This is a genomic window from Microtetraspora sp. AC03309, from assembly GCF_020826795.1.
Classification (GTDB): domain Bacteria; phylum Actinomycetota; class Actinomycetes; order Streptosporangiales; family Streptosporangiaceae; genus Microtetraspora; species Microtetraspora glauca.
This window is the reverse complement of record NZ_JADDIL010000021.1, coordinates 58,940-79,070: the sequence shown is the minus strand read 5'-3', so window position 1 is coordinate 79,070 and position 20,131 is coordinate 58,940. Positions and strand designations below refer to the sequence as shown.

General features: G+C 70.3%; 16 protein-coding genes. 11 read left to right on the top strand and 5 right to left on the bottom strand.

Translation table 11 applies throughout. The features are described from left to right. Positions 1-13 precede the first annotated feature (13 nt). A complete protein-coding gene (locus tag IMZ11_RS14945; protein WP_228641772.1) occupies positions 14-670 on the bottom strand; it encodes a response regulator transcription factor in 657 nt (218 codons plus the stop codon). Next, entirely contained in the window at positions 655-2,154 is a 1,500-nt protein-coding gene (locus IMZ11_RS14940; protein ID WP_228641770.1) for a histidine kinase, read from the bottom strand. The genes IMZ11_RS14945 and IMZ11_RS14940 overlap by 16 nt, the downstream gene beginning before the upstream one ends. Before the next feature lie 156 nt (positions 2,155-2,310). On the opposite strand from IMZ11_RS14940, the gene IMZ11_RS14935 reads away from it, so the two are divergent. The 5 genes from IMZ11_RS14935 to IMZ11_RS14915 all read left to right on the top strand — a co-directional run bounded on the left by IMZ11_RS14935 (position 2,311) and on the right by IMZ11_RS14915 (position 6,534). Then, a complete protein-coding gene (locus tag IMZ11_RS14935; RefSeq protein WP_228641768.1) occupies positions 2,311-3,183 on the top strand; it encodes an ABC transporter ATP-binding protein in 873 nt (290 codons plus the stop codon). Between the two features lie 160 nt (positions 3,184-3,343). Further along, entirely contained in the window at positions 3,344-4,090 is a 747-nt protein-coding gene (locus tag IMZ11_RS14930) for an ABC transporter permease (RefSeq protein WP_228641766.1), read from the top strand. 219 nt (positions 4,091-4,309) lie between these two features. Further along, a complete protein-coding gene (locus tag IMZ11_RS14925; protein WP_228641764.1) occupies positions 4,310-5,095 on the top strand; it encodes a helix-turn-helix domain-containing protein in 786 nt (261 codons plus the stop codon). Between the two features lie 190 nt (positions 5,096-5,285). Then, entirely contained in the window at positions 5,286-5,732 is a 447-nt protein-coding gene (locus IMZ11_RS14920) for an SRPBCC family protein (protein ID WP_228641762.1), read from the top strand. Between the two features lie 52 nt (positions 5,733-5,784). Then, positions 5,785-6,534 (top strand): metallophosphoesterase, encoded by a 750-nt coding sequence (locus IMZ11_RS14915; RefSeq protein ID WP_228641760.1) that lies wholly within the window; start codon positions 5,785-5,787, stop codon positions 6,532-6,534. 7 nt (positions 6,535-6,541) lie between these two features. On the opposite strand, the gene IMZ11_RS14910 is transcribed toward IMZ11_RS14915, so the two are convergent. Next, on the bottom strand, positions 6,542-7,834 hold the full coding sequence (locus tag IMZ11_RS14910) for a carotenoid oxygenase family protein (protein WP_228641758.1): 1,293 nt from the start codon (positions 7,832-7,834) through the stop codon (positions 6,542-6,544). 99 nt (positions 7,835-7,933) lie between these two features. Next, positions 7,934-8,491 (bottom strand): hypothetical protein, encoded by a 558-nt coding sequence (locus IMZ11_RS14905; RefSeq protein ID WP_228641756.1) that lies wholly within the window; start codon positions 8,489-8,491, stop codon positions 7,934-7,936. Positions 8,492-8,579: 88 nt separating this feature from the next. On the opposite strand from IMZ11_RS14905, the gene IMZ11_RS14900 reads away from it, so the two are divergent. From IMZ11_RS14900 to IMZ11_RS14885, 4 genes are all read left to right on the top strand, one after another. Then, positions 8,580-9,104 carry a PadR family transcriptional regulator gene (locus IMZ11_RS14900; protein ID WP_228641754.1) on the top strand — a complete coding sequence of 175 codons (525 nt, stop codon included), beginning with the start codon at positions 8,580-8,582 and terminating at the stop codon, positions 9,102-9,104. 207 nt (positions 9,105-9,311) lie between these two features. Further along, complete coding sequence (locus IMZ11_RS14895; protein ID WP_228641752.1) at positions 9,312-9,938, top strand: HNH endonuclease family protein; 627 nt, start codon at positions 9,312-9,314, stop codon at positions 9,936-9,938. Between the two features lie 71 nt (positions 9,939-10,009). Further along, the gene (locus tag IMZ11_RS14890) at positions 10,010-13,534 is read left to right on the top strand and encodes a WD40 repeat domain-containing serine/threonine protein kinase (protein WP_228641750.1); all 3,525 of its coding nucleotides are present in this window, start codon (positions 10,010-10,012) and stop codon (positions 13,532-13,534) included. Between the two features lie 72 nt (positions 13,535-13,606). Further along, positions 13,607-14,182, top strand: coding sequence for an MFS transporter (locus IMZ11_RS14885; RefSeq protein ID WP_255706482.1), 576 nt, complete (start codon positions 13,607-13,609; stop codon positions 14,180-14,182). 55 nt (positions 14,183-14,237) lie between these two features. Here the strand turns inward: IMZ11_RS14885 and dnaB are convergent, their stop codons facing one another. Next, positions 14,238-16,850 (bottom strand): replicative DNA helicase, encoded by a 2,613-nt coding sequence (gene dnaB, locus IMZ11_RS14880; protein WP_228641745.1) that lies wholly within the window; start codon positions 16,848-16,850, stop codon positions 14,238-14,240. A 325-nt stretch (positions 16,851-17,175) separates the two neighbouring features. On the opposite strand from dnaB, the gene IMZ11_RS14875 reads away from it, so the two are divergent. Both IMZ11_RS14875 and IMZ11_RS14870 read left to right on the top strand, forming a co-directional pair. After that, on the top strand, positions 17,176-18,498 hold the full coding sequence (locus tag IMZ11_RS14875; RefSeq protein WP_228641743.1) for an MATE family efflux transporter: 1,323 nt from the start codon (positions 17,176-17,178) through the stop codon (positions 18,496-18,498). Between the two features lie 110 nt (positions 18,499-18,608). Next, on the top strand, positions 18,609-20,129 hold the full coding sequence (locus IMZ11_RS14870) for an amino acid permease (RefSeq protein WP_228641741.1): 1,521 nt from the start codon (positions 18,609-18,611) through the stop codon (positions 20,127-20,129). Positions 20,130-20,131: the final 2 nt, after the last annotated feature.

The following is a 20,131-nucleotide window of genomic DNA, read 5'->3' as shown; positions in this document are numbered from 1 at the left end:
ACGAACAGGCTCCTCAGGGGGTCTGTTTGCCGTTCAGGAAGGTGAGTACGGCGAGCACGCGGCGGTTGTCGTCGTCGGAGGGCGCCAGTTCCAGCTTGATGAAGATGTTCGCGGTGTGCTTGCCCACCGCGCTGTCGCTGAGGAACAACCGCTGCCCGATGGCGGCGTTGGACCGGCCTTCGGCCATCAGTTCCAGGACCTCGCGCTCGCGGGGGGTGAGCCGGCCGACGGGCTCGCTCCGCGCGTTGCTGGCCAGCAGCTTGGCGATCACCTCGGGGTCCATGGCCGTGCCCCCGTCGGCCACCCGGCGCACCGCGTCGATGAACTGGCCCGCGTTGAAGACCCGGTCCTTGAGGAGATAGCCGACGCCGCCGGAGCCGTCGGCCAGCAGCTCTCTGGCGTACAGCTGCTCGACGTGCTGGGAGAGGACGAGCACGGGCAGGCCGGGGATCTCGCGGCGCGCGGCCAGCGCGGCCTGCAACCCCTCGTCGGTGAAGGTCGGCGGGAGCCGCACGTCCACGACGGCCACATCGGGGCGCTCCCGCAACATGGCGGTCAGCAGCTCCGGGCCGGACTCGACGGCGGCGACCACCTCGAACCCGTGGGCCTGGAGCAGGGCGACCAGCCCTTCCCTGAGGAGATGGAGGTCTTCGGCTATGACGACGCGCACGCGTCCACCTTGGCACGCTTGGCCTGGTTTGCGAGAGTCACCCCGGTCGCCAGCATGACGCCGCCCAGGCAGATCATCCCGATGATCGTCGGCCACTGGAGCGGCTCGGGCAGGTAGAGCGCGAGGAACCAGGACCTTTCCGGGCTGCCGACCAGCTTCATGACCATCGCGACGAGTCCTTGCGGGAACAGCGGGAGCCAGCACAACCCCCAGCACAGCCCGAGGATCGTCCGCTTCCACCTCGGAAGCGGCGGGATCGTCTCCTCCAGCGCGCGGGTCAGCTCGAAGGCCGCCGTGGTCGGGCCGCCGACCGGGCTGTTCACCGCCAGCACGCCGTCGAACGCCGCGAGTCTGCGCTCGATCCCCCGCAGCCCGGTTCCCCGCTCGGGGTCGGCCCCGCCCCTGCCGTCGTCCGTCACGGTGACGCGCAGGGCCGTTCCCTGGTGGCTGATGTCGATCCACACCTCGGTCGCGTCGCCGTGCCGTACGGCGTTGGTGAGCAGCTCACTGACCGCGAAGTACGCGGCGGACTCCACCGGAGCATCCGGACGGGTGGGCAGATCGGCGGTCACATGCGACGTGAGCGGAGTGTCCAGGGCGAGCGCGCGTACGGCGTCGCCCAGCCCACGCTCGGCGAGAACGGGAGGGTGGATGCCCCGCACGACCTGGCGAAGCTCACGCAACGCGGTGGCCGACGCCTCACTCGCCTTGGCGAGCAGCGCCTTGGCGGCGGCGGGATCGGAGTCGACGAGCTGTTCGGCTGCGCCGATCGTCATGCCGATCGCGACCAGCCGCGCCTGTGCGCCGTCGTGGAGGTCGCGCTCGATCCTGCGCAGCTCGGCCGCCTGCGAGTCGACCGCGTCGATCCGTGTCCTGGCGAGGTGGCTGACCCGCTGGGCGAGCCTGGCCTTCTCGGTCGGCGCGAGCAGGCCGTGCGCGATCTGCCCGTGGACGTGCACGCTCCAGGGAGCGACCGCGGGGGCGGTGGCCAGCGCGACGACGAGAGGAAGGAGACCGGCCAGGTTGCCGTCCACCAACTGGGGGACCCCGATCACGGCCAGCAGCAAGGGGATGCCCACGATCAGGCCGGAGCTCCACGGACTCACCATGAGGTAGGCGAAGTCGCGCCAGGTCGCGGGATCGTTCACGAGCCAGCTGAGCCGCCGGTTGAACGCCGGCACGCGGGGGGTCTTGTACAGGTTGCGACCTTCGCGGTACCAGCCGTCCCGCTGCCGCTGCGGGGGCGGCGGCGCCGGCCGGTAGGGCTCGTCGATCGTCACGCCCGACCACTCGGCGGCGAGCCGACGCTGCAGGCGCGTCGTCGCTCGCGTCAGCCGCACCGCCGGGGAGAACACGAACACCAAGCCGATCAGGAAGCTGAGCGCGATGGCCACCAGCATCACAAGACCCACGAGCTGTCCGAGGACCGCCAGGCCCAGGAGCCCCGCTCCGCGGGCCAGCGCCGTCAAAGTGCGTCGGTTCATGCACCTCAGTGTGTACGGAGGACACGGATGCCGGGAGTGGTCCGAGACGCCTCGTCGGGGTGGGCCTAGGTACACCCTGCTCCGGCGGGAAAGTCCATCCGAGTCGGGCACATGGCCGCATTCCTCGCAGATCACGGAAGTTTTAGCTTGTCGTGCATGGCAATCATCTCCGTCCACAACCTCCGCAAGACGTACGGCGAGAAGGTCGCGGTCGACGACGTGTCGTTCTCGGTCGAGGAAGGCGAGATCTTCGGGATCGTCGGCCGGAACGGCGCGGGCAAGACGACCACCGTGGAATGCGTCGCCGGACTGCGCACCCCCTCGGGCGGGACGATCGAGTACGGCACCGCCATCCGCGATCTCAAGGAGCAGATCGGCGTCCAGCTCCAGGACTGCTCACTGCCGGACAAGCTGAAGGTCGGGGAGGCGCTGGCGCTGTACGCCTCGTTCTACTCCCGGCCCGCTGACTGGCGGGCACTGCTCGCCGAGGTCGGTCTCGATCCGGGTGCGGCCTTCGCCAAACTATCGGGCGGCCAGCGCCAGCGGCTGTCCATCGCGCTCGCCCTGGTCGGCAACCCGCGGGTCGCGATTCTCGACGAGCTCACCACCGGCCTGGACCCCCAGGCTCGCAGGGACACCTGGGAGCTGATCTCCCGCGTCCGCGAGATGGGCGTGACCGTGCTGCTGGTCACGCACTTCATGGAGGAGGTCGAGCGGCTGTGCGACCGCGTCGCGGTGATCTCCTCGGGGCGCGTCCTGGCGGTGGACACCCCTGACGGGTTGATCGCGCGAGCGGGCGGCGAGCAGCGGATCGTCTTGACGTCGACGGCCCAGGTCACGGCGCTCACGGCGTTGCCCCAGGTCACCGGCGCCCACCGGGACGGTGACGAGGTCGTCGTCACCGGAACGGGCGATCTGCTCGCCGCCGTGGTCGGCGCGCTCCCCCCGGACCAGCTCGCCGGTCTGCGCACCGAGCGGATCACGTTCGACGACGCGTTCCTCGCGCTCACCGGCCACACCCCCGGGTGAGGAGCTCGTCCCGCCACCCGGTTCTGTACACCGGAGCCGCTCCGGAGCCGGCTCCCCACGCCGGCGACCATCACCGCCGTACCCGGCTCCCCACGCCGGCGACCGCCACCGCCGTACCCGGCTTCCCTCACGCCCTCACCGTGACTACTGGAGAACCCCGATGCTGGTCCAGAAGCAACTGATCCTCACCGAGTCGAAGCTGTTCCTCCGCGAACCGGCCGCGGTGTTCTTCGCGACCGTCCTTCCCGCCACACTGCTGCTGGTGCTGGGCGGTTCCATCCCCGGCTTCCGCGACGCCGATCCGTCGATGGGAGGCGAGCGGGTCATCGACACGCAGCTTCCCGGGATGATGGTCCTGCTCTCCGTCGTGACGCTGGCGCTGAGCACGCTTCCCTCGGCGCTGGTCGCCTACCGGGAGAAGGGCGTGCTGCGGCGGATGTCCACCACGCCGGTCCGGCCCAGCGCCCTGCTGGTCGCGCAGATCATGATCAACGCGGTCGTCGCCGTGCTGAGCACGGCCCTGACGCTGCTGCTCGGCCACATCGTGCTCGGCGTGCCGATCCCCCGGCAGCTCGCCGCGTTCACCGGTGTGTTCCTGCTCGGTTCTGTCGCCATGTTCGCCATCGGGCTGTGGCTGGCCGCCGTGGCGCCGAACTCGCGGGTCGTCCAGGGGGCGGGGGCCGCGGTGATGTTCCCCCTGCTGTTCCTCGGGGGCATGTGGCTTCCGCGCGAGCTCATGCCGTCCGCGCTGCGCGTGGTCAGCGACATCACGCCGACGGGGGCGTTCGGCCAGGCGCTGCGGGACACGATGGCGGGGCACGCGCCCGCGCTGTCGCACCTCGCGATCCTCCTCGGCTGGACGTTGGTCGCGGGGTTCGCCGCCACCCGCATGTTCCGCTGGGCATGACGGCCGTCCTACCTACCGGACCGATCGCATCCCGCTGACCGGACCGATCGTTCCGCGTTCCTGATCGGCCGGCCTCAACCGAGGCCGGCTTCGCCGTCGGCCACGACCCGGTCCGGACTTCCGGCCACGACCCGGTCCCGCGCTCGCCGTCACCGTCGCACGCTCTCCATTACCTCCGAGGGAATCGCGGCCGGTCACCGGCGGGCATACTGTCGCAGCGTGACCACAGCCCCGATCTACCGGCGACCGGTCGGCGAACTGCTCCGCCAGTGGCGCGAGCACCGCCGGCTGAGCCAGCTCGACCTCTCGATCCAGGCCGAGATCTCCACCCGGCATGTGAGCTTCCTGGAGACGGGACGGTCCAAGCCCAGCCGCGACATGATCCTTCACCTCTCCGAGCATCTCGACATCCCGCTCCGTGAACGCAACCACCTGCTGCTCGCGGCCGGATACGCCCCGGTCTATTCGGAGTCGACCCTGGGGTCGCCACAGATGGTCGCCGTACGCGAGGCGATCGGGAAGCTGCTCGCCGGGCACGAGCCGTACCCCGCGGTGGTGGTGGACCGGGGGTGGAACCTGGTGGACGCCAACGCCGGCATCGCCCTGCTCGCGGAGGGGATCTCCCCCGACCTGCTGGCCAACGTGCTGCGCGCCAGCCTGCACCCCGACGGGCTCGCACCCAGGATCGCCAACCTGGGCGAGTGGCGGGCGCACCTTCTCGGGCGGCTCAAGCGGCAGATCGGCCTCACCGGAGACTCCGGGCTGGCCGAGCTGTACGCGGAACTACGAGGCTATCCCTGCGATCAGCCGGAGCCCGAGGTGGAGGTGCCGGGGCCGGGCGACATCCTCGTGCCACTCCGGTTGCGACAGGCGGACCGCGAGTTGTCGTTCTTCAGCGTCATGGCCACGTTCGGAACGCCGCTGGACATCACCGTCGCCGAGCTGATGATCGAGTCGTTCTTCCCCGCCGACGAGGAGACCTCCCGATTCCTCCGCGGCGCCTGACCAGTCGGCCTGTGGTGAACCGGTCCGGCCCTTATCGGGCACACGTGTGACCGGCACCCGCCTCCGCGCTCGGGAGCAGGGAGCAGACGCCGTCTCGATCCCGACCGAAATTCGGCGGTACAGGCTTCTCCCAGGGCGCGGACTTTGTCACAATTCCCGGCATAGATCACGAACCATGGCCGGAGGCGTCGTGCCGCAGAGGGTACTGACCAATACATTCCACGTCGAAGCCACCCCCGAGGCGGTGTTCGAGCATCTGACGACGCCCGAGAGCTACATCGGGCTGTCACCGCTCGTCGTGGCGGTCGAGGACGTGGATCGTTCCGAACCGGGCGTCGTCCGCTACACCTCGATCGAACGGTTCACGTTCCTCGGCGTGTTCACGCACGACAATCCGATCAAGGTCACCCTCCTCACCGAAGGACTCTCCGTACGCGGTGACGTGAAGAGCCCCGGCAACGTCCGCCTGGTCTACCGGTTCGACCTGGCGCCCGACGGGCCCGGCACCCGGGTGGACGACCGGCTGGAGATCACCGCCCCCTGGTTCCTCGTGGGGTACGCGGCGCGCGAGGCGCGCAAGGTCCAGCTCGCCCGGGCCCGCATCCTCGCCGAGCGCCTCACCGCGCCGGTCGGCTGACCCCCGGACCGGCCCGTGAGAGCCTGAGATCCCCGACCCGGAGGCGACGACCATGCTCGTGCTGGCCCACGTGAGCGACATCCACATCGATGGAAGCGATCGGAACACCGCACGCGCGACCAGAGTCCTCGATCACGTCGGACGGCTGTCCGTCGACGCGATCCTTCTCACCGGCGACATCGCCGACCACGGAGCCGTCGAAGAGTACGAGATCACCCGCGGGCTCATCGAGACCCGCGCACCGCTCGTGCTCTGCCCCGGCAACCACGACATCCGCGAGAACCTCCGCAAGGTCCTGCTCGGCGACCTGAACGGGGACGGCGTGGAAAGCGGCGGTCCGGTCAACCAGGCCCTCCGCCTGCCGGGCGCGACGATCGCGCTGTGCGACTCCAGCATCCCTGGGCGGCCGGACGGGCTCCTGAGCGACGAGACCCTCGACTGGCTCGACGGCGTCCTCGCCGCCGCCCCGGACGTGCCCGCCTTCGTCGGCATGCACCACCCCGCCGTCCCGCTGGGCATCCCGTACGTCGACGAGATCAGGCTGGGCGAGCCCGAGCGCCTGGCCGGGGTGCTCGCCCGCCACCCGCAGGTGGTGGCCGTCCTCGCCGGGCACGCCCACACGGGTGCGGCGACGACCTTCGCGGGCCTTCCTCTGCTGGTGGCGCCGGGTGTCGTGAACACCGCACTGCTGCCGTTCGAGATCGCGGCCCATCCGCCGGTCGACCGCGATCTCCCTCCGGCCGTCGCCTTCCATGTCTTCGACGAGGGGCGGATCACCACGCACTATCGCCCGGTCGGGTGAAGCTGCGTCACGCCTCGTCCCCGATCCAGGAACCGTGGAATCCGGCGGGGACGCGGCGCGGCAGCCGTACCGAGGCGACCCGGGTCAGGTCGGCCGCGTCCAGGACGAGCAGCTCGGCGCACGAGCCGACGATGGAGAGCAGCCACCCGTCGTCCTCGGCGCCCGATCCGGACGCGCGGGGCACGAAGACCGCCTCGCCGGGAGGACCGTCCGTGCGGTGCGTACGGCTCGCACCGGTCCTGACGTCGTACTTCACGATCTCTCCGTCGGTCACCGCGTAGAGATAGTCGTTGGCCAGGCCGGTGTGCCGCTCGTTGATCGTCGGGAACTCGACGCCGAGATCGTCGAGCGGCTCCTCCTTGGCCGTGCCGGAGGCCGGGTCGAGCACCCAGCGGTGCAGGACCGCCCCTTCGGCCTGCGCCGCCGGGTCCGCGGCGCCGCCGATGTGTCCCCAGAGCCGCGTGAAAGCGCCCGGCGCGTACCTCGCCGCGTCGATCACGACACGGCCGAGCGTGTCCTCGCGGGCGTTGCCGACGTGGAAGACATAACAGGGATCGATGTCGAACCAGCGCACCTCGCCGCCCGCGCGCGGCATCACCCCGAGCCGCGCCCCGTAGGAGTCGTCCCATCGGTACGGCATGCCGTGCCCGATCAGCCCCAGATCGAAGACCACGGGCAGGTCGAGCCACACGACGTGGTTCCGCGTGATCGCGAAGTCGTGCATCATCGTCGGCCCGGGCACCGGGATCTCCCTGCTCTCCACCAGCTCGCCGGCCGCGTCCAGCCGGTGATAGGTGAGGTACGGCGCGGCGAAGCCGTACCCGAAGAAGTGCAGTTCCCCGGTGAGCGGGTCCTCCTTGGGGTGGGCGGTCATCGCGGTGGTGAGCCGGCCGCCGAAGTCGCACGGCCCGACGGTCTCCAGCTCGCCGGTCACCTCGTACGGCAGGCCGTTCTCGACCAGCGCGAGGATCTTGTCGGCGTGGTGGATGACGTGGGTGTTGGCGATGACCGCGGACAGGTCGATTCCGGCCGGGCCGACGAACTGCGCTCCCGCCAGCTTGCGGGTGCGCACCCAGCGGTTGCGGTACCACTCGGCGCGGCCGTCGCGCAGCCGTACGCCATGGATCATGCCGTCGCCGGTGAACCAGTGACCGGGGTCCTGGCCGGGCGGCGGGTTGGGGCCGTTGCGGAAGTAGCGGCCGGTCAGCTCGGGCGGCAGCGTTCCCTCGACGGGCAGGTCGAGGGCGTCGATCTCGTCGGGGACGGGGGCGAGATGGCCCTGGAGATAGGTGGCGGTCATCGCGGGCTCCAATCAGACGGTGCGGCAGGTCAGCCGGTTGTGGCAGGTCAGCCGGTTGCGGCGAGTCGGATGGTGCGGCGGGTCGGATGGTGCGGCGGGTCAGGCGGCGTACCGGGCGCGGACGATCTCGGGGTAGCGGACGGTGAACAGGGCGGGCAGGGCGAACCCGCAGATCTTGACCGCGATGATCGCGACCGTCGCGTGCGGGGCGAGGGCGAACAGCACCGCGAGGCCGACGGCGTTGAGCGTGAACGCGACCGCCCAGACCGCGGTGATCGTCGCGTTGACCCGGTAGAACATCGGGCTCGCCTGGACCTCGGGAGGGGTCATCCCCCGGGCGATGCCCAGGGTGAACGGCCGGCGGATGGCGAGGGAGCCCCACGCCGTGACGGCGAGCCAGCCCACCGACACCGCCGGGCCGTACTCGCCGAAGGGCGCAGGAGCGATCACGAACGCGGCCAGCGCGAGCCCGGCGAAGAACACCGCGGAACTGGCCTCGATCACCAGCGCGTCCCAGGCACGTCCCTTCCTCCGGTCCATCAGCAGCAGCACGACGGCAAGGGCGAATCCGGCGAGCGCGCCGATCCGGGCCTCGCCGTTGGTGCTGAGCACCGCGAAGGCGATCCACGGAAGGAAAGTGCGGAGATAGCTGATCACAAAAGGCTCCCTGACATTCCAACATCGACAGGTCGAACCTAGAACCTCCTGTATCGACATGTCAACAGTGGAATGTAGGCTGTGCGGCATGAGTCTCCGTCACGCCATGCTCGGCCTGCTGGCCCGCGGCCCCGCCAGCGGCTACGACCTGCTGAAACTGTTCGAGATCTCGCTGGCCAACGTCTGGCCGGCCACGCAGAGCCAGGTGTACGCGGAACTGGGCCGCCTCGCCGACGCGGACCTGGTGAAGGTCGCCGCCGAGGGGCCGCGCGGCCGCAAGGAGTACGCGATCACCGATGACGGAGTGGCCGAGCTGCGCCACTGGCTGACCGACGTCGAGCCCAACCGGGTGGGCCGCAGCGACATGCTGCTCCGCGTCTTCTTCCTCGACAGCGTCGATCACGGCCAGGCCCGGGAATACCTGGAACGCCAGGCGGTCGTGGCCGCGCGAAGCCACCAGAGCCTGCTCGGGCTCCGCGACGTCGTCGCCGGAAGCGACCCGCTGGAGACATACGGCAGGATCGCGCTCGAATGGGGGCTCCGCTTCACCTCCATGCAGCGCGAATGGGCGGAATGGGCCGTCGGCGAGATCGATCGGCAACCGGGGACATAACTCCCGTTGGTGTCAGCCTCCCGATTTTGGGGATTCCTTTAACCGAGTCTCATCGGGGAGGCGGCTCTGGGCGCGCGCGAAGTGATCACTGTCGTTGTGGCGGGCATAGCGCTCGCATCTCTCACTACTCGGAACGACGCACACGACCGACTTCGGAACGAGACCCGCGCCCAGAGCGCGGCCGGAACCGGGACCGGCCGCAAGGCGGTGGTCATCCCCCTGAAGAACCCTCGGGGGACCCGACCGGGGCTCGCGCCGATCACCTCCGCGGCCGGCCGGGCCGCCGCGACCAGGCTGATCAGGAAGCTCCGAGTCAGGCGCATGGGTTCCAAGGCCGGATACTCCCGGACCCGGTTCGGCCCCAACTGGGCGGACACCGCGCGCGGCGTGCCGTACGCGGGGAACGGCTGCGACACCCGCAACGACCTGCTCGCCCGTGACGGCCAGAACGTCAGATACCGCAAGGGGTCCGACTGTGTCGTGATCAAGATGACCCTGCGCGACCCGTACACCGGCAGAACCATCCGATGGCGTAAGAAGCACGCGGGCCTCGTCCAAGTCGATCACGTGGTGCCGATGTCGTACTCGTGGCGGATGGGTGCCGCACGATGGCCGAAGGCGAAACGGCTGCGCATCGCCAACGATCCGCTCAACCTGCTCCCGGTCTACGGCCCGGTCAACCAGGCGAAGCGCGGCTGGGGGCCGGGGTCCTGGCTGCCCCCGGCACGGAAGATCCGCTGCGCCTACGCCGTACGGTTCACCCAGGTCGCGCTCAAGTACAACCTCCCGGTCACCAGAGCCGACAAGGCCACGATGCTCGCCAAATGCCGCTGAAATCCCGCAACTTCGTCGCTGACGACAGCATCTAACGGCTGAGTCCATCTAAGACGACGGGGTGCGATCGAATGAGCCTGGCCACAGCGCTGCTTCCCGGCGACCCGACCCGGCTCGGAGACTTCTGGCTCGCCGGCCGGCTGGGCGCGGGCGGGCAGGGCGTGGTCTACGAGGCGTACGACGCCGAGGGCACCCGGGTCGCGGTCAAGGTGCTGCACGGCGACGCGGCGAGCGACCCCGACCTGCGGGCGCGTTTCGGCAAGGAGGCGACGGCCGCGCGACGGGTCGCCTCCTTCTGCACCGCCCGGGTGCTGGCGGCCGAACTGGACGCGCCCAAGCCGTACATCGTCAGCGAGTACGTCGAGGGCCCGAGCCTGCGCCGCGCGATCGCCGAAGGGCGCCGCTTCACCGGGGACGACCTGCACCGCCTGGCCACGGCCGTCGCGACCGCGCTGACCGCCATCCACGACGCCGGGGTCGTCCACCGCGATCTCAAACCGGACAACGTGCTGCTCGGGCCGGACGGTCCCCGTGTGATCGATTTCGGTGTCGCCCGAACGCTGGAGATGTCGCTCACCGCGTCCGGCCTGGTCACGGGCACTCCGACCTACATGGCCCCCGAGGTGTTCACCGGCCAGCGTGCCGGGGCACCGGCCGACGTGTTCGCCTGGGGCGCGATCGTCGTCTACGCCGCCTGCGGGGACGACCCCTTCAGGGCGGAGACCCTCGGCGCGGTCATGCACCGTGTGCTGTCGACCGATCCCGACCTCAGCGTCATGCCGGAGTCGCTGCGGCCCCTCGTCGCGGCGGCCCTGCGCAAGGATCCGCTGGCCAGGCCCACCGCGCGGCAGCTCCTTCTCGGTCTGGTCAGCGGCCCGGCGGGCGGCGACACCGACCTGCTCACCATCGGCAGCGCCGAGGCCGGGCTCCTCGGACGCGGGACACCGGGTGATCCCGCGCTCGGGACGCTGGCCGAGGACGCCTACGGATTCCTCAGTCCCTTCGAGCGCAACCTCGTCCCCGACCTCTTCCTCAGGATGGTGAACGCCGGCGAGTCCGGCGACATCACCGTCCGGCCGGTGGCACGCGGCGAGTTGTTCGACGGGAGGACGCCTGAAGAGGGCGCCGCCCTCCACCGCGTCCTCGACGTCTTCTCCTACCTGCTCGTCGTCGACGACCACGAGGTCAGGCCGGCCCGGCTCGCCCTGGTGCGCGCCTGGCCACGCCTGAAGTCGTGGCTGGACGACGAGTGGGACGGGCTGCCGGTTCACTCCCTGATCCACTCCGCCGCCCGGCAGTGGGACACCCAGGGGCGTCGCGACCACGACGTCTTCCAGGGCAGCCGGCTGGAGACCGCGCTGCGCTGGGCCGCCACCGGCCGCCGTCATCTCACGCTCAACAGGTTGGAGCGCGACTTCCTGGACGCGTGCAACGCCGCCACGCGCCGCCGCGTCCGGCGCCGCCGGCTGCTGACGGGCGTGCTCGCCGCCCTGCTCGTCGTCGCCGTCGGCGGCGGCGCGACAGCCGTACGGCAGACCGCGGTGGTCGCGGACCAGCGTGACGAGGCGCTGGCGGGGCAGGTGGCGGCCGAGGCCGACACGCTGCGCACCTCCGACCCGACGCTGGCGACGCTGCTCAGCGTCGCCGCCTGGCGGCTCTCTCCGGACACCGCCACCCGGGCGGCGCTCGCCAGTTCGTGGGCGCAGCGCGAGCGCGCCTCGTTCACCGATCCGAGCGGCGGCGGAGAGATCGTGCGGCTGCTTCCCCAGGACGGGCGGAGCCTGGTGAGCGTGTCCCCCGAGGGCGTGCGGATCTTCGACCTGCGCAGCGGGAAGAGGACCGGCGGCTGGAACGACCCGGACGTCGGCGACGGCGGCCTCCTCGGGGCGAGTCTCAGCCCGAGCGGTCGCTACCTCGCGGTCGCGGCGGGACATGACGTCCGCGTCTGGGACGTACGCACCGGTACGCCGACCAAAGAGCGATACGCCCTGTCTACACCACTTTTCAATGGGATCGAGTTCGGGGCGGGCGACCGGTACGTCACTATTCGCGAAGGCGACACCAACACGGTGTGGGACACCGGAACCGGGCGCACGATCGCCCCGGATCAGAGCATGGACGTGGCCTTCTCGCCGAAGGGTGATCTGGTCGCCCTCGCCGACGTGGCAGCTCACTTCCGACTGCTCCGACTGCCCGACGGCACACCACTGGCGGGGTGGCACGACCCCGGGACCTGCACCGGCATGGCCCAGGCGGTGGCCTTCAGCCCGGACGGGCGCACTCTGGCATGCGGGAACCGTTCCACCGTCACCCTCATCGACCTGCGGACCCGGCGCGTCCGCTCGCTTCTCAACGGATGGGACTGGGAGGGAGGGCGGCTCCGGTTCAGCTCCGACGGCCGGTTCCTCGCGGCGGGCGCCACCCGGCTCCAGATCATGCGGGTGAGCGACGGCACGAGCCTGCTGACCGTCCCGGCTCCCTTCAACGACGCGGTGGCCTTCGACGGAACCCTCCTGCGCTATCTCGTGGACGACACCGTCGTGGCCGTCGACTTCGCCGACCTCGCCGATCCCGTACGCCTGCCGGAGAGCGGCGCGGAGGCCGCGCGGTTCAGCCCGGACGGCGCGCTGCTCGCGACCCGCGCAGGAGTGCTGACCCTGTGGGACGTACGGCGACGCGCACGCAGCGGCTCACCGCTGCCCCTCACGGAGAAGGAGGGCGGCACGCGTCCGGTCTTCAGCGGCGACGGACGGCTCCTGGCGACCTTCGACAGCGCCGACGGCGGCGCCGTCGTCCGCGTATGGGACACCTCGACCCGCGCCCAGACGGCCGAGATCATCGTCCCCGGCGACAACTTCCCGAGGTCCCTCGCCGTGAACACGAACGGCACGCTCATCGCCGTCAACCTCGACTCGTCCGACGGCGAGCGAAGCCAGGTCCTCCTGTGGGACGTCACGAAGGCTCGGTGGTCCACGACGACCATCTCGCTGCAGTACACGGACGACATCGCCTTCCGCCCCGGAAGCTCGTTGATCGTCCCGGTCGGCGGGAAGTCCCGCCACCTGATCGATCCGGCCACGGGAAAGCCGTCCGGCCCTTCGCTGGGGGTCGTCGGCGGTGACCGCGGGCGGCTCGACGCGCTCGCGTTCAGCCCCGACGGCGGGACGCTGGTCACGGGCGACGTCGGCGGGCGGGTCGCCTTCTGGGACGTGCGCACGGGCGCCAGGCGTGGTCCGATCGTCCAGGCGCACTCCGACTCGATCGCCGAGATCGTGTTCTCGCCCACGGGCGGTGTGGCGGCGTCCATCGGCCTCGACAAGAGCGTGCAGTTCTGGGACGTCACCACGACCCGCGCGCTTGGGCACCCGATCTCGGGCGGCACGGGCCGCCATCTGGCCGCGGCGTTCACCGCCGACGGTTCCGTGCTGCGTACGTTCGGCGACTCGGGCGACCTGCGTGACATCCCGGTCGCGCCCGAGAGGGTGGCCTCCGCCGTCTGCTCGCGCGCCGGACGCACCCTCACCGAGACCGAATGGCACCGTCACTTCCCCGGCCTGCCGTACGCGGACCCGTGCGAGCCCCGGCAGGACTCCTGACGCGCTTCCCGACACCGGCGCGACCGGTGTCGGTTCCGCGCGTGCGCGCACGTCCGTCCTGACACACGCGGCCTGGCCCTCGCGATTCACGTGCTCAACGCCACGGCGGCGGGGCCGATGGTCCTCGGTCTCATCGTGACCTGCGGCGGAGTGGGCGCCTTCGTCGGAAGCGTGTCCAGTGCCCGGTTGACGGCGCGCTACGGGTACGGCCGCTCCCTGCTGATCAGCCTCGTACTCGGCAACACCGCCCCGCTGCTCGGCGTGCTCGGTGCGGAGCTGGTGCCCGCAGGGGCGTTCCCGTTCCTGAGCGCCGCCTTCCTGCTCTCGGGGATCGGCAGCGGAGTCGCGAACTCACAATCGACCGGCATCCGGCAGGTCGCCGTCACCGAGGAGGTCCGGGGCCGGGTGAACGCCGGCTACCGGATCGCCTCCTGGGGTGCGCTGTCGATCGGCGCCCTGATCGGCGGCGTCCTCGCCACGATTCTCGGTCCGGTCACCGCGGCGATCGCCGGAACGGCGCTGATGGCGCTCTCGACCCTGCCCGTCGCGCTCTCCCCCGCCCGGCACGTCCGCACGATCGAGGAGGTCGCGCCCCGACGGGCCGAACACGGCGACGTACCCGCGGCCGAGCCCCGCCGAACAGGTTGAAACTCACGCTGGTGGCTCGTTCGGGCCTGGTCTTCCGGACCCGGCAAGGCCGCGATCAGTGTGTGGCCATGTCGACGAAGCGGCTGTAGTGGCCCTGGAAGGCCACGGTGACCGTCGCCGTGGGTCCGTTACGGTGCTTGGCCACGATCAGGTCGGCCTCGCCCGCCCGGGGCGACTCCCGCTCGTACGCGTCCTCCCGGTGCAGCAGGATCACCATGTCCGCGTCCTGCTCAATCGACCCGGACTCCCTCAAGTCGGACACCTGGGGGCGCTTGTCGGTGCGTTGCTCGGGACCACGGTTCAGCTGCGAGATCGCGATGACGGGCACCTCGAGCTCCTTCGCCAGGAGCTTGAGGGATCGGGACAGTTCCGAGACCTCCTGCTGGCGGCTCTCGGTCCGCTTGGGCGAGCTCATCAGCTGGAGGTAGTCGACGATGACGAACCGCAGGTCGTTGCGCTGCTTGAGACGACGGCACTTGGCCCGGATCTCCATCATCGACATGTTCGGGGAGTCGTCGATGAACAGCGGCGCCTCGGCCACCTCGCCCATCCGGCGGGCCATCCGGGTCCAGTCGTCGTCGTTCATCAACCCCGACCGCATGGTGTGCAGCGCGACCCGCGCCTCCGCCGACAGCAGTCGCATCGTGATCTCGTTACGCGACATTTCCAGCGAGAAGATGACAGTCGTCAGACCGTTCTTGATAGCGGCGGATCTCGCGAAATCCAGCCCGAGGGTGCTGTTGTGCGTGGGAACACAGGCCCTGCTCGCGAGATACATGTGGTCGGCGTTGTCCACCTCCACGCAACGCACCGGCACCGACGTCACCGGGCGGGCCTCGGTGATGGTGCGGTACGTCGCCCCGGGATGGGCGTCGGTGTTCACGCGGGCGTTCTTGTGGCTCAGCCGGAAGACCTTGTCGGAGGGCGTGAACGTGATCACATAGCTGGCTGAGCCGGCTTCAGTGCGTCCTGGTACCTCCTTGGAAGTCCAGGTCGCTGTGTATCCCAAACTCAGGATCAGTTCCCAGGCGTCCTCTGCCAGGCGGCGGTCCGTGACGGCGAACTGGACTGTCCCGGCGGCGCTGATGTAGCCGTCGGTGTCCAACAGCCCGGCCAGGAGCGCTCTGCGCTGCGCCTCAGACGCGCGCAGGTATACGCCCGGGATGTGCTTGTCGCCCAGCACGCCCAGCTTTCTCAGTTGAGCGTGCACAGTGCCGTGGTCGTTGCGACACTTCTGGCACTGGCGAAGCCCGCTGGACGGACCTCCGCAGTCCGGGCACATGGGCGGCCGTGAGGAGCCGTGTTCGGAATTCCTTGGCCGGCAGCCGCATTCCCTGCCGCGGGTGCCCACCTGCGCTGTTTCGGGCGTGAACGGCTTTCCGCACACGATGCACGGTTGTTCGGCGATCGGCTCCGGCTCGGGCAGCAGCATCGCGTACAGCAGTCCGCCTCGGTGCTCCACCCGAAGACCTTCGGCGGCCACGTGCCCAGCGATCTCCGGATCTCCAGTGGTGAACAGCGCGCTGCCGGAGTGGCCGTCTCCGAGCCAGACGCCCAGCGCGTACGGAGGGATCAGCAGGTCACGGTCGGGCAGGTCCAGCGGCCGGGCGTTGCCGACCGTGTGATTGAGCCGCTTTTCCGCGGTGTCGCACCACAGCGTCGCGGCGATCTCCTCCGTCGTGCGCACCTCAGCGGATGTCTTCTGATTCCGGTACCTGTCGTAACCGGACGCGGCCGCCTGAGCCGATTCGCGGGAGGCGCGCGTGTCGGTGAGCCACTGGTGCTGAGCATCGGCCACGATCACCGCGCCATCGCTGAACTCCACCTCGTAGCACGGGCGGCCGCACATCACTTCGGTGGCGGCCACCACGCGGGTCGGCTTACCATCCGCGCCGATCAGGTAGTCGCCGACCTTCACCTCTCCCATGGTGGTCCAGCCGGTGGGAGTGGGCAGAGGTGTGTCCAGGGCCAGAGCCTTGCCGATGGCGGGGCGAGCGGCCACGACGATCATCTGGCCGGGGTGCAGGCCGTTGGTCAGGGCGTCGAGGTCCTGGAAGCCGGTGGGGACGCCGACCATCTGGCCGCCGCGGCTGCCGATGGCCTCGATCTCGTCCAGCGCGCCCGGCATGATGTCCGACAGCGGGAGGTAGTCCTCGGAGGTGCGCCGCTCGGTCACCTTGTAGATCTCGGCCTGGGCGCGGTCGACGAGGTCGTCGACCTCCTCGCTCTGCCCGCCGTACCCGTAGGAGACGATGCGGGTGCCGGCCTCGATCAGCCGTCGCAGGATGGCCTGCTCCCGCACGATCTTCGCGTAGTACCCCGCGTTGGCCGCCGTGGGGACGACCGCCGTCAGCGTGTGGAGGTAGGGGGCGCCACCGACCCGGCCGAGCTCGCCGCGCTTCTGCAGGTCGTCGAGGATCATGATCGAGTCGGCGGGCTCGCCCCTGCCGTAGAGGTCGGTGATGACCTCGTAGATGATCTGGTGCGCGGGGCGGTAGAAGTCGTCGGAGCGGAGGACCTCCACCACGTCGGCGATGGCGTCCTTGGACAGCATCATGCCGCCGAGGACGGACTGCTCGGCTTCGATGTTGTGCGGAGGAGTCCGCTCGAACGTGGCGTCGGAGCCGCCGGGGCCTCCAGGGCCGCCGGGGAAATCAAGCACGCTCACCTACACACCCCCCAACACAGCAACCCCAGTTGTAACCCGCCGGTCTGACAGTTTCGCGGCTGCCGCACCCTACCGGCAACGCGACCTGTGGACGTGCCTGTGGATAACGTGTGCACTTCCGCAGCTCAGATGTGAACACCCTGGGGACGAGCCTGGGGATAACCCTGTGATCACCGCACAGGAAGCCCATCTGACCAGCGGAAACATTATCCAAGGGCTGTGGAGGAAGGAAAGTAGGGAGATACCTGAGACCAGATGGGCATGGCCCGTCGCCCGCGCGGAAAGACGACACCGAGCAATCGGATGTAAGTGGCAAAATACCTCTATGCCACTGTCAACGGACGCCGGTCCGCAGAGCGGGCCTGGTACGGGGAACAGGGAGATCCTCCGGCTCGCCGTACCCGCGTTCGGAGCCCTGGTCGCCGAGCCGCTCTTCCTGCTGACCGACTCCGTCATCGTCGGGCGGCTGCCCGATCCGGCACTGGGCGCCCTCGGCGTGGCGAGCGCCGCCCTGTCCGCCATCGTCGGCCTGTGCGTCTTCCTCGCGTACGGCACGACCGCGGCCGTGGCCCGGCAGATCGGCGCGGGCGATCCGCGCAGAGCCATGCGGCAGGGCATCGACGGGATGTGGCTGGCGGCGGCGGTGGGCGTCGCCGTCATCGCCGTCTGCTGGCCGCTGGCCCCCGGGATCGTCGACCTTTTCGGCGCCTCGGAACGGCTGGCGGAGCTGGCGACCACGTACCTGCGGATCAGCCTGCTCGGCACGCCCGCGCTGCTCCTCGTGCTCGCGGGGACGGGGGTCCTGCGCGGCCTCCAGGACACCGTGACGCCCCTCGCGGTCTCGGTGACCTCTTTCCTGCTCAACGGTGTGCTGAACGCCTGGTTCGTCCTCGGTCTCGGCTGGGGGATCGCGGGGTCGGCCTGGGGCACCGTCATCGCCCAGGCACTGGGCGCGGCCGTCTACCTCGTCATGGTCGTCAGGGGCGCGCGGCGGCACGGCACCTCGCTCCGGCCCGACCTCCCCGGCATCAGGGCCGCGGGCACCGCCGGGCTGGCCCTGGTCATCCGTACGGCGTGCCTGCAGATCGTGCTGCTGACCGCCACGGCGCTGGCGACCCGGATGGGAGACGCGCAGATCTCCGCGCACACCATCGCCACCCGGATCTGGACGTTCCTCGCCTTCGCCCTGGACGCCATCGCCATCGCGGGACAGGCGATCACCGGCCGGACACTGGGCGCGGGGAACACCGCGGCGACCCGGTCGGCCACCCGCAGGATGGTCGTGTGGGGCGTCGCGTGCGGCGTCGTCTTCGGCCTCGCCGTGCTCGCACTCCGGCCGATGCTCCCGGGGGTGTTCGACGCCCCGGCCGCGGTGTCGGAACGGCTGGAGGCGGTGCTGTGGCTCGTGGCGCTGTTCCAGCCGGTCGCGGGAGTCGTGTTCGTGCTCGACGGCGTGCTGATCGGCGCGGGCGACCAGCGCTACCTCGCCTGGGCCGGTCTGATCACGACCATCGCCTACCTGCCGTTCGCCGTGATCGCGGGCAGTCTCGTCGCCCTCTGGGCGGCCTTCGGCGTCTGGATGCTGGCCCGGATGATCACCCTGTCCCTCCGCGCGTACGGCACGGCCTGGCTGGTCACGGGAGCGTGATCGGCGGGTGGCCGGGAAGTGACGAGCACGTGACCACCGCTCCCCTTGCCACTCACTGACCACTTAGGGCACTGTGGCCACCGGTCACGCCTCTCACGATTGGCCGTGGTGTGTCCTTCTCCCCCCGCGTCCCACGCTCCACCTCGATCCTGCGCAGGATGTCGCCGGACGAGGTCTTCGGCCTGCGCACGATGGGCCTCACCGAGATCTACGGCCGCGGCGACCTGGTCGTCCTCGGCCTCGGCGTGATGATCGGCGCGGGCATCTTCAGCATCGCCGGGCGGCAGGCGGCCACCACGGCCGGGCCGGGCGTCTTCCTCTCCTTCATGATCGCCGGCATCACCAGCCTGCTCGCCGCGCTCTGCTACGCCGAACTGGTCTCGTCGATGCCGGTGTCGGGCAGCGCGTACACGTTCTCGTACGTCGTCTTCGGCGAGGTGTGGGCGTGGATCGTGGGCTGGGCGCTGATCCTGGAGATGGAACTCGCCGCCGCCGTGGTCGCGCGCGCCTGGTCGCTGTACGCCGTGCAGACACTGACCGAGTTCGGCGTGTCACTTCCGGGCCTGATCACCGGCGCCGGAGGCTTCGACCCGCTCAGCATGGTCATCCTGGTCGCGCTGACCGGCGCCATGGCGTTCAACGCCCGGGTCGGCCTGCGGGTCCTCTGGGTCATGGTGGCCGCGAAGCTGCTCGCCATCGGGGCGGTGATCGTGGTGGGCGCGGTCCATTTCGACGCGGCCAACCTCGCCCGCATCCCCGCGCCCGTGGCCCCGTCGCCCGGAGGCGGGGACGCCCTGCACACGACGCTGGTCGGCCTGCTGATCGGAGAGACCCACAGCTTCGGCTGGTTCGGCATCATCGCCGCCGCCCCCGCCATCGCCTTCGCGTACATCGGGTTCGACGTGGTGGCCACGGCCGCCGAGGAGACCAAGGACGCGCCGCGCACGGTCCCGGACGGCATGATCCGCAGCCTGGCGCTCACCACGCTGATCTATCTGGCGGTGGCCATCGTGATGGTGGGCATGGTGGCCTACACCGCGATCTCGACCAAGGCGCCGCTCGCGGACGCGTTCGACCGCGTCGGCGAGGGGTTCATGGTCCACGTCATCAACATCGGCGCGGTCCTGGGGCTCACCACCGTCATCCTCGTGCTGCTGGTCGGGCAGACCCGGGTGGTGTTCTCGATGGCCCGCGACGGCCTGCTGCCCCACGGCCTGTCCCGGCTGAGCGGGCCCCACGCGACCCCTCTGACGGCGACCCTGGTCATCGGGGCGGTCGCCGTGTTGCTCGCCGGGTTCCTGCCCGTCCTCACGCTGGAGCAACTGGTCATCATCGGGACGATGGTCGCGTTCATGTCCGTCGCGGCGGGCGTGCTCCGGATGCGCCGCATGCTGCCCGACCTGCCGCGTCCGTTCCGGGTGCCGTTCGCGCCGGTGGTGCCCGCGCTGTCGATGGCCGCGACCCTGTGGCTGATGGTGAACCTGGAGGCGATCACCTGGGTGTACTTCACCCTGTGGACGGCCTTCGGCCTGCTGGTCTACCTGCTGTACGGCAGACGGCACAGCCTCCTGGCACCGAACGCGTCGAACACGCCGCACGCGCCACACGGGCGCGGCCGCCACCGCCGCTGAGC